Source organism: Anaerofustis stercorihominis, from assembly GCF_005844425.1.
Taxonomy (GTDB): Bacteria; Bacillota; Clostridia; order Eubacteriales; family Anaerofustaceae; genus Anaerofustis; species Anaerofustis butyriciformans.
In genome coordinates this window covers 38,971-46,789 of the sequence record NZ_SPHL01000013.1, presented here as the reverse complement: position 1 = coordinate 46,789, position 7,819 = coordinate 38,971, and the positions used below count along the sequence as shown (strand labels likewise).

Sequence of the window (7,819 nt, the reverse complement as noted above, 5' to 3'; positions counted from 1 at the left end):
AGAAAAGGTATTAAAAAAAGTTGCTCCTTTAAAACAAAAAACAATAGAAGAGAATGAATTTGATATTCCTATGTATGATGAAAATGAACATAGTAAAGAAGATATGATGCATACAGGAGATTTGGAAAATATTATTGATGAAATAAATAGTTTTCAAGTTGATGATAATATCATAAATACTAAGAACAATGAAGATAGTTCTTCTAAAATAGATGAAGAAGATGATGAACTTCTTGATAGTGAAGAAATATCTTATATTGAAGAAAATAATGATATAAAATCAAATATACAAAAAGAAGAAAAAGAAGAATTAAATGAATATGTAAAAAAAGAAAAAACAGAAAGTTCAAGTAAAAATAGCGACCTACAAAAAATAATAAAGCAAGTTGAGCAAACTTACAGTAAAATTGAAGCATTGGAAAAGGCTGTTAATAAAGAGTTAAGTGATATTGAAAAAAGAAGCGGACATAAAGATATAAATAAAGAGATAGATGAATTAAAGCTTGAAATAGAAAAGCAAGAAAAAGATATAAAAACTTATAATGAACAATCTGTCAAAGAAGAAATTGCTTCAACATCTCTTGATGAAATGAGTGAAGAAGAAATAAAAAGAGAATTTGAGAATATTACAATATAAAACTACCATAAAAGGTAGTTTTATTTGTATTCTTTTGACTTAAATTCTTCTGTATTAAAAAAATCATATAAGCTTATATTGAGTGCATTACATATTTTTACAATGTTTATTATTGATGGTGATTTTGATTTCCCGTGGCCTATGCTGTATATTGTAGTTGCAGGTAGATTGTGCTTTTTTGCAAATTTATTTATTGTCATATTCTTATTTTTTAGTAATTGTACTATTCTGTTATATATTAGTTTTGAAATATCCATTTTGTATCCTCTTTTTTTATATTAGTTTTTGTTAATATAATAAAAACATACAAAAAAAAGCCATAAATTTTATGGCTTTATAGATATCTTTTCCCTCCAAGTCTGTTATAATCACGGTAAAATTCTTTATAATATCTCGGTTTTGAATTTGGAATAGTTACTTTAATAGGATTTTGGCATTGTCTTGAAATGGCACAAAGTGAAAAAACAATTTCGTGAACAACAGGTTCTTTTATTTCTCCACCCTTTAAAATTTCTCTTCCTCTTATTATAAGATCTCCTCCGAAAACAAAGCTATCACCGCCTATTTCATTTATTACTCGTGACATTTCTTCTGCTATTGGAGTATTATTGATATATATTTCATCTGCATGTCTTAATTTACTTGTTCCATCGGCAACGCTGGCAATAACTGAAAGGTACGGAAGTAAATCAGGCACTTTTGTTATATCTATATTAAAAGCATTTATTTTATTTGGTTTTGCTATAATATCTCCATGTTTATTTACGAGAATATTGAAACCTATTATCTTTAAAATATCTAAAATCTTTTTGTTTTTTTGTTCACTTTTTAAATTTAGATTTTTAACCATTATTTTATGTCCGAGAGCGCTTGCTGTTATCCAAACACTGGCAGACGTAAAGTCATTTTCTATTGTAACGTCACATGGTTGATATTTAGTATTTATAATATCAAATTCTTTAAAATTATGATTTTTAATTTTAATATTAAAGCTTTCAAGTATTTTTAATGTTTTTAAAATATATTCTTTGTCTTTTAATTCTCCCGAATGAATAATGATTTTTGCATTATTGTAAGCTTTTGGGATAATTGAAAGCATCGTTGAAAGATATTCTTTTTCAACATCTGCTCTTATAAAAAATACGGATTTATCTATGCTTGTTTTAATTTTTATAGGATATTCTCTTTTTTCCTTTTGTATCATAGTGAAGCCTTTTTTGAAGAATAAACTATAAAAAGAATTTATCGGGTTTGAAATTAAAATATTTTGATATTTAATATTAAATTTCTTTTTGGAAACAAGGAGTATCGGAGCTATGGTTTTTAATAAATTTATGTTATTTTCAACATCAATTTGATTTATATTTACATCAAAAGGATAAGAGCCTTTTATCTTAAGTGTTTTTCTTTTCCCTTCATATTCATCTACCATTATTGTTGCACCTAGTTTGCTTAATATATTAAGTAGATTTTTTGTTTTTTTGTCTAATAAAACATTTTTTATTATACTTATGTCATTTGAAAATAAAGAGCATATTAAATATCTTTTTAAATCCTCAAAGACAGGTTTTGCTGATACTTTGCCATTTAGAGTCTTATTATCAAAAGTTATTTCCATAAAAAGTATATCACCCCGATTGTTTTTACTCCATTCTACTATTTTTATATTTAAATATCAATTTATTTAATATATTTTTTATAAAATAGCAGAATATAAAGTTTTTTATGATATAATCGTTATGTAAAAATATATACAGAGTAGATAAGATGCGTTAAGTGTTAAAGGATGGGAAGTTGCCTTTAAACGAAAACCTTATTGGTTGCGGTGTCTTGTCGCGTCCGCTGTAAAAAAACATTAATTAAATATGTTTCATAGCGGAGCTTTGTCTAGTAATACTTAGGAGGTAAAAGTATGAATAGAGCAAGCTCTAGTTTGGTAAGTACAAGAAAATTGGCTTATGCAGGATTGTTTATTGCAATGGGGATGGTTCTTAAGATGTTTGAAATTTCTGTTACTCAAAATTTCAGAATCGGTTTTACGACTGTTCCCACTATTTTTTCCGGCATTGTTTTAGGTCCATTTTATGGATTTGCTATTGGGTTTTTATCAGATTTTATACAATTTGTTTTAAAGCCTGATGGTGGAGCTTTTCATTTGGGATTTACTCTTACAAGTGCAATGTATGGAGTTATTCCGGGACTTATTGCAATGTGGCTGAAAAAACGAAACATTGAAATGAATTATTTTCACTTTTTGCTTATCATGTTTTTTTGTGAAGTAATGTGTTCAATGATTTTAAACACTGTATTTCTTGTTCAGCTTTACGGTTATGCAACAATTGCAATGATTCCGCAAAGAATTTTAAAAGCTGTTATTATGATATTTCTTGATAGTACTATTTTGTATTTTTTATACAAAAACACCAAAAATAAAATTAAGATTTAAGGAGAATAAAAATGGGTTACAAAAGTGATATTGAAATTGCTCAAGAAGCAAAAATGGAAGACATAAGAGAAGTTGCCAAAAGAATAGGTCTTAGTGAAGACGATATAGAACTTTATGGGAAATATAAAGCTAAAGTTGATTATAATGTCTTAAAAAGAACTGAAGATAAAAACGGTAAACTTATTCTTACTACTGCCATAAATCCAACTCCAGCAGGGGAAGGTAAAACAACAACTACAATAGGTGTTGCGGATGCAATAAGAAGACTTGGTTATAGAACAATCATGGCTCTTAGAGAACCTTCATTGGGACCGGTATTTGGTATTAAAGGTGGAGCAGCAGGCGGCGGATATGCACAAGTTGTTCCAATGGAAGATATTAATCTTCACTTTACAGGAGATATTCATGCCCTAACAGCTGCTAACAACTTACTTGCTGCTATGATTGATAATCATATACATCAAGGCAATGAATGTAATATTGATGTTAGAAGAATAGTATGGAGAAGAGCAGTTGATATAAACGACAGACAACTTAGAAATATTGTTTGCGGTCTTGGAGGAAAAGTTAACGGTACTCCAAGAGAAGATGGTTTTGATATTACCGTTGCAAGTGAAGTTATGGCAATCTTCTGTCTTGCGAATAATATCACTGACTTAAAGGAAAGACTTGGTAATATAGTTGTAGCTTATAACATGGACGGAGATCCTGTTACAGCAAGAGATTTGAAAGCTAATGGTGCTATGGCAACACTTTTAAAAGATGCATTAAAGCCTAATTTAGTACAAACATTAGAAGGTACTCCTGCATTTATTCATGGTGGACCATTTGCAAATATTGCTCACGGATGTAACAGTGTTATTGCAACAAAAATGGCAAAACACTTCTGTGACTATGTTGTAACGGAAGCAGGTTTCGGTGCTGACCTTGGTGCTGAAAAATTCCTTGATATTAAATGTAGATTAGCAGATTTAAAACCTGATGCCGTAATTATTGTAGCAACAGTAAAAGCTTTAAAATACAATGGTGGGGTTAACAAAAATGACTTGGGCAGTGAAAATCTTGATGCCCTTAAAAAAGGACTTCCAAATTTAATTAAACATGTTGATAACATCAAAAATGTATTTGGTCTTCCATGTGTTGTTGCAATAAATAAATTCGTAAACGATACTGATGCTGAAATTGACTTAATTAAAGACGAATGTCAAAAATTAGGTGTAAATGTAGTATTAAGTGAAGTTTGGGAAAAAGGCGGAGAAGGCGGAGAAGAACTTGCCAAAGAAGTTATTAAGCTTTGTGAAGAAGAAAATAACTTTAAATTCTCTTATGATTTAGATTTATCTATTAAAGAAAAAATTAATGCAATCGCAACAAAGATTTACGGTGCTGACGGAGTTGATTATACAAAGAAAGCAGAAAAAGAAATTGAAAACTTTGAAAGACTTGGTTTTGATAAAATGCCTATTTGTATTGCAAAAACTCAATATTCTCTATCTGATGATCCAAGCAAGTTAGGCAGACCTGAAGGATTTAGAATTACAATTAAAGATTTAACAGTATCAGCCGGTGCCGGATTTATAGTTGCTCTTGCCGGTGATGTTATGAAAATGCCGGGTCTTGGTAAAAAACCTGCTGCATTTAATATCGATGTTGATGAAAATGGAAAGATTTCCGGATTATTCTAATAAAAAAGACCGCATAAGCGGTCTTTTCCTTAAAATAGAACCTGACATTTTGTCAGGTTTTTTATTTTATAAAATATTATATAAACATTCAATCATATATGTAAAAGATGTAGCTCCGGGATCTTGATGTCCGATGCTTCTTTCTCCAATATAGGCAGCTCTACCTTTTGTTGCAATTATTGTTTTTGTATATTCAATTCCTTCTTTTGCAGCCTCTAAGGCTTCTTTCATTGCTTCTTTTGTATCTTTATCTATGTTTTCTTTGAAAGCATCATAAGCAGGAATCATTGAATCAAGCATTGTTTTTTCACCTTTATCTGATTTTCCTCTTTGTTTTACGCCTTCAATTGCAGCTTCCATAGATTTTATAAAATCTTCGCCGTTTAATTCTTCTTTTCCTGCAAGAACCATTCCGGCTTTCATAAAAGCTGTTCCATATAATGGTCCGGCTGCTCCTCCAACAGTTGAAACTAAAGTCATTCCTACTGTTTTTAATATTGTTCCACAGTCTTTATCTTTAACGGTATCAAGCTTTGCTTCTACGGCTTCAAATCCTCTTGCCATGTTTATTCCATGGTCCCCGTCAGCGATTTCGCTGTCAAGATCTGTTAAAAATTGTTTTTCTTCTTCAATTTTTTTTGCTATATTTTTAATTAATTCTATTAAAGTTTCTTTTGTCAATTTCTTTCTCCTTATAGTGTTTTAAAAGCAGGTGTATCAGCTTTGCTGTCAAGAAGTGCTTTAAGTTCATCATCAAGTTTAAGTAAGCTTATTGAAAAACCTGCCATTTCGATTGATGTCATATAATGTCCTACGAAGCTCTTATAAACTTTTATTCCTTTTTGTGATAAAATGTCAGATAGTTTGTTTCCTACAATATAAAGTTCCATTAGAGGTGTTGCTCCTGAATCATTTATCATTACGGCAACTTCGCTTCCTTCAAAGTCTAAATCTTTAAGTATGCAATCAAGAAGATGAGCTGTTATTTCATCAGCTGATGTAAGTTTTTCTTTATGAGTTCCAGGTTCACCGTGAATACCGATACCTACTTCCATTTCGTCGTCGTTTATTTCGAATCCCGGTTTTCCTGCCGCCGGTACAGTACATGGAGAAATTGCAACTCCCATTGTTCTAACATTTGCAATTACTTTTTCTGCAACTTTTTTTACTTCATCAAGGCTTCTTCCTTCTTCTGCTGCTGCACCTGTAATTTTATGAACAAATACTGTTCCCGCAACGCCTCTTCTTCCTGTTGTGTATAGGCTGTCTTTTACAGCAACATCATCATTTACTATTACTTGTTCAACTTTAATATCTTCCATAGCAGCCATTTCAGCAGCCATATCGAAGTTCATAACGTCTCCTGTATAGTTTTTAATTATAAGAAGAGTTCCTTTTCCTGCATCTGTTGCTTTAATAGCTTCGTAAATTTGATCAGGAGTAGGAGATGTAAATACAGGTCCTGCAACTGCTGCATCAAGCATACCGTATCCAACATATCCTGCATGAGCAGGTTCGTGTCCGCTTCCTCCTCCGCTTATTAAAGCTACTTTTCCTTCTTTTTTGTCTTTTCTTACGATTACGTCAAGACCTTCAAGCCTTTTAACATATTCCGGATGCATTTTCGCGATTCCGTTTAACATTTCGTTTTCTACATTTTCAGGTTTATTGATAAATTTTTTCATATAAAAACCTCCTTTATGGAATTATATCATAGTAGTTAAAAGTTATGAAAAAAATTATATCTACTTTAATAAAAAAGACCTTTTGGTCTTTTTATTTTGCAATGATTACTTCTACGCCTCTTTCTTTGTAATCTTTTATGTCTTCATCACTCATTTCATCTGTGATGATATAATCAAAATCTTCTATTTCAGCAAATTTAATAAGCATTTTTTGATTTAATTTTGAATGGTCAATTACAGCAGCAACTTTTTCTGCATTTTTAATCATTGCTTGTTTTACAGGTGTTTCCGTAAATGATTTTACACTTGCTCCGTAGTTTATATCCATGCCGTCCAAACCTATAAAAGCAATGTCTGAATGTGTTGTTTTAAATAGATGTTCTGAGGTAGAGCCTAAAAGAGAAAATACGGATTTTTCTATGTAGCCTCCTGAAACCAGAACTTTAGCTTTTGAATCTAATGCCAGTTTGTAGGCTGCTTTTACATCATTTGTAATAACCATTACTTCTTTATCTAAAATATTAGGTACTACATGATAAGGTGTTGAACCTCCGTCAATTATAATTGTATTACCTTCTTCTACTAATTTTGCGGCAGCTTTTCCAATTCTTTCTTTTTCTTCTCTGAATGTTTTATCTTTTTGATAATGAGGAGTTTCCGTTGATAATATACTTTCTACGGATGTTGCTCCTCCATGGGTTTTTAAAATTTTTCCCATGTTTGCAAGCTCTATTAAGTCTTTTCTGATTGTTACGTTTGATACACCAAGCATTTTTGATAATTCTTTAACACTTGCTTCTTTTTTTTCATATATATATTGAAGAATTGTTTCCTGCCTTTGTTCTTTATACATTTTTTCCTCCAAATACAAATATAAACCTTTACATAACTAATGTAACAAAAATAAAATTATTTGTCAATTGTAAATTTTCATCTACTTATTTTTTTTATAAAAAAAAGAACAATTAAATTTCTTTAACTTTTAAAATGAAATTTAATTGCTGTTTTATCTTTTAAAAATATATTCTTTATGGTCAACATTTTGACTTTTACAGTGATTTATATTATTATATGGAATTTATATAATAGTTCATATATAAAAGGTTCTCTTATATATAAAATTATCTTTACATATGAGATATATATGTATATTTATTCAAATAATGCTTTTATTCCAATAATAATAAGTATAATTCCAGCCAAAGTTTCTCCTTTGTTTTTTAGTATTTTTCCTAAAAAACTTCCTGATAAAATTCCAATAATGGACATTAAAAAAGTTGTTTGTGCAATTAATATTATTGCGGGAATAATTTTTATATTCATAAACGCAAATGAAATTCCTATTCCCAAGGCATCGATACTTACG

General features: G+C 30.0%; 9 protein-coding genes and 1 riboswitch. Of the genes, 3 read left to right on the top strand and 6 right to left on the bottom strand.

Annotated features, from left to right (window positions below; genetic code table 11):
• The coding region (locus FGQ49_RS10330) for a hypothetical protein (RefSeq protein WP_171020593.1) at nt 1-637 on the top strand (637 nt) is incomplete at its 5' end.
• A gap of 20 nt (nt 638-657) precedes the next feature.
• Here FGQ49_RS10330 and FGQ49_RS05205 read toward each other — a convergent pair.
• Nucleotides 658-894 (bottom strand): helix-turn-helix domain-containing protein, encoded by a 237-nt coding sequence (locus FGQ49_RS05205; protein ID WP_138268813.1) that lies wholly within the window; start codon nt 892-894, stop codon nt 658-660.
• 77 nt (nt 895-971) lie between these two features.
• A complete protein-coding gene (locus tag FGQ49_RS05200) occupies nt 972-2,255 on the bottom strand; it encodes a hypothetical protein (RefSeq protein ID WP_138268812.1) in 1,284 nt (427 codons plus the stop codon).
• Between the two features lie 134 nt (nt 2,256-2,389).
• Nucleotides 2,390-2,484, top strand: a riboswitch (THF riboswitch).
• 65 nt (nt 2,485-2,549) lie between these two features.
• Between FGQ49_RS05200 and FGQ49_RS05195 the strand changes: the two genes are divergently transcribed.
• Together FGQ49_RS05195 and FGQ49_RS05190 are read left to right on the top strand one after the other, a co-directional pair.
• Nucleotides 2,550-3,083: a folate family ECF transporter S component gene (locus tag FGQ49_RS05195; RefSeq protein WP_138268811.1), complete on the top strand. Its 534-nt coding sequence runs from the start codon at nt 2,550-2,552 to the stop codon at nt 3,081-3,083.
• Nucleotides 3,084-3,094: 11 nt separating this feature from the next.
• Nucleotides 3,095-4,768, top strand: coding sequence for a formate--tetrahydrofolate ligase (locus tag FGQ49_RS05190; protein WP_138268810.1), 1,674 nt, complete (start codon nt 3,095-3,097; stop codon nt 4,766-4,768).
• 66 nt (nt 4,769-4,834) lie between these two features.
• Here the strand turns inward: FGQ49_RS05190 and dhaL are convergent, their stop codons facing one another.
• The 4 genes from dhaL to FGQ49_RS10745 form a co-directional block, all read right to left on the bottom strand.
• Nucleotides 4,835-5,449: a dihydroxyacetone kinase subunit DhaL gene (dhaL, locus tag FGQ49_RS05185; protein WP_138268809.1), complete on the bottom strand. Its 615-nt coding sequence runs from the start codon at nt 5,447-5,449 to the stop codon at nt 4,835-4,837.
• Nucleotides 5,450-5,460: 11 nt separating this feature from the next.
• A complete protein-coding gene (gene dhaK / locus FGQ49_RS05180; RefSeq protein ID WP_138268808.1) occupies nt 5,461-6,453 on the bottom strand; it encodes a dihydroxyacetone kinase subunit DhaK in 993 nt (330 codons plus the stop codon).
• 91 nt (nt 6,454-6,544) lie between these two features.
• A complete protein-coding gene (locus FGQ49_RS05175) occupies nt 6,545-7,306 on the bottom strand; it encodes a DeoR/GlpR family DNA-binding transcription regulator (RefSeq protein WP_138268807.1) in 762 nt (253 codons plus the stop codon).
• Between the two features lie 299 nt (nt 7,307-7,605).
• Nucleotides 7,606-7,776, bottom strand: a complete 171-nt coding sequence (locus tag FGQ49_RS10745; RefSeq protein WP_347559326.1) for a manganese efflux pump — start codon at nt 7,774-7,776, stop codon at nt 7,606-7,608.
• Between the last annotated feature and the right edge of the window lie 43 nt (nt 7,777-7,819).

What these genes read in the sequence shown, in the direction of transcription:
- FGQ49_RS05205 (WP_138268813.1), bottom strand. Translation starts at nt 894, where the DNA reads ATGGATATTTCAAAACTAATATATAACAGAATAGTACAATTACTAAAA.
- FGQ49_RS05200 (WP_138268812.1), bottom strand. Translation starts at nt 2,255, where the DNA reads ATGGAAATAACTTTTGATAATAAGACTCTAAATGGCAAAGTATCAGCA.
- FGQ49_RS05195 (WP_138268811.1), top strand. Translation starts at nt 2,550, where the DNA reads ATGAATAGAGCAAGCTCTAGTTTGGTAAGTACAAGAAAATTGGCTTAT.
- FGQ49_RS05190 (WP_138268810.1), top strand. Translation starts at nt 3,095, where the DNA reads ATGGGTTACAAAAGTGATATTGAAATTGCTCAAGAAGCAAAAATGGAA.
- dhaK (WP_138268808.1), bottom strand. Translation starts at nt 6,453, where the DNA reads ATGAAAAAATTTATCAATAAACCTGAAAATGTAGAAAACGAAATGTTA.
- FGQ49_RS05175 (WP_138268807.1), bottom strand. Translation starts at nt 7,306, where the DNA reads ATGTATAAAGAACAAAGGCAGGAAACAATTCTTCAATATATATATGAA.
- FGQ49_RS10745 (WP_347559326.1), bottom strand. Translation starts at nt 7,776, where the DNA reads ATGAATATAAAAATTATTCCCGCAATAATATTAATTGCACAAACAACT.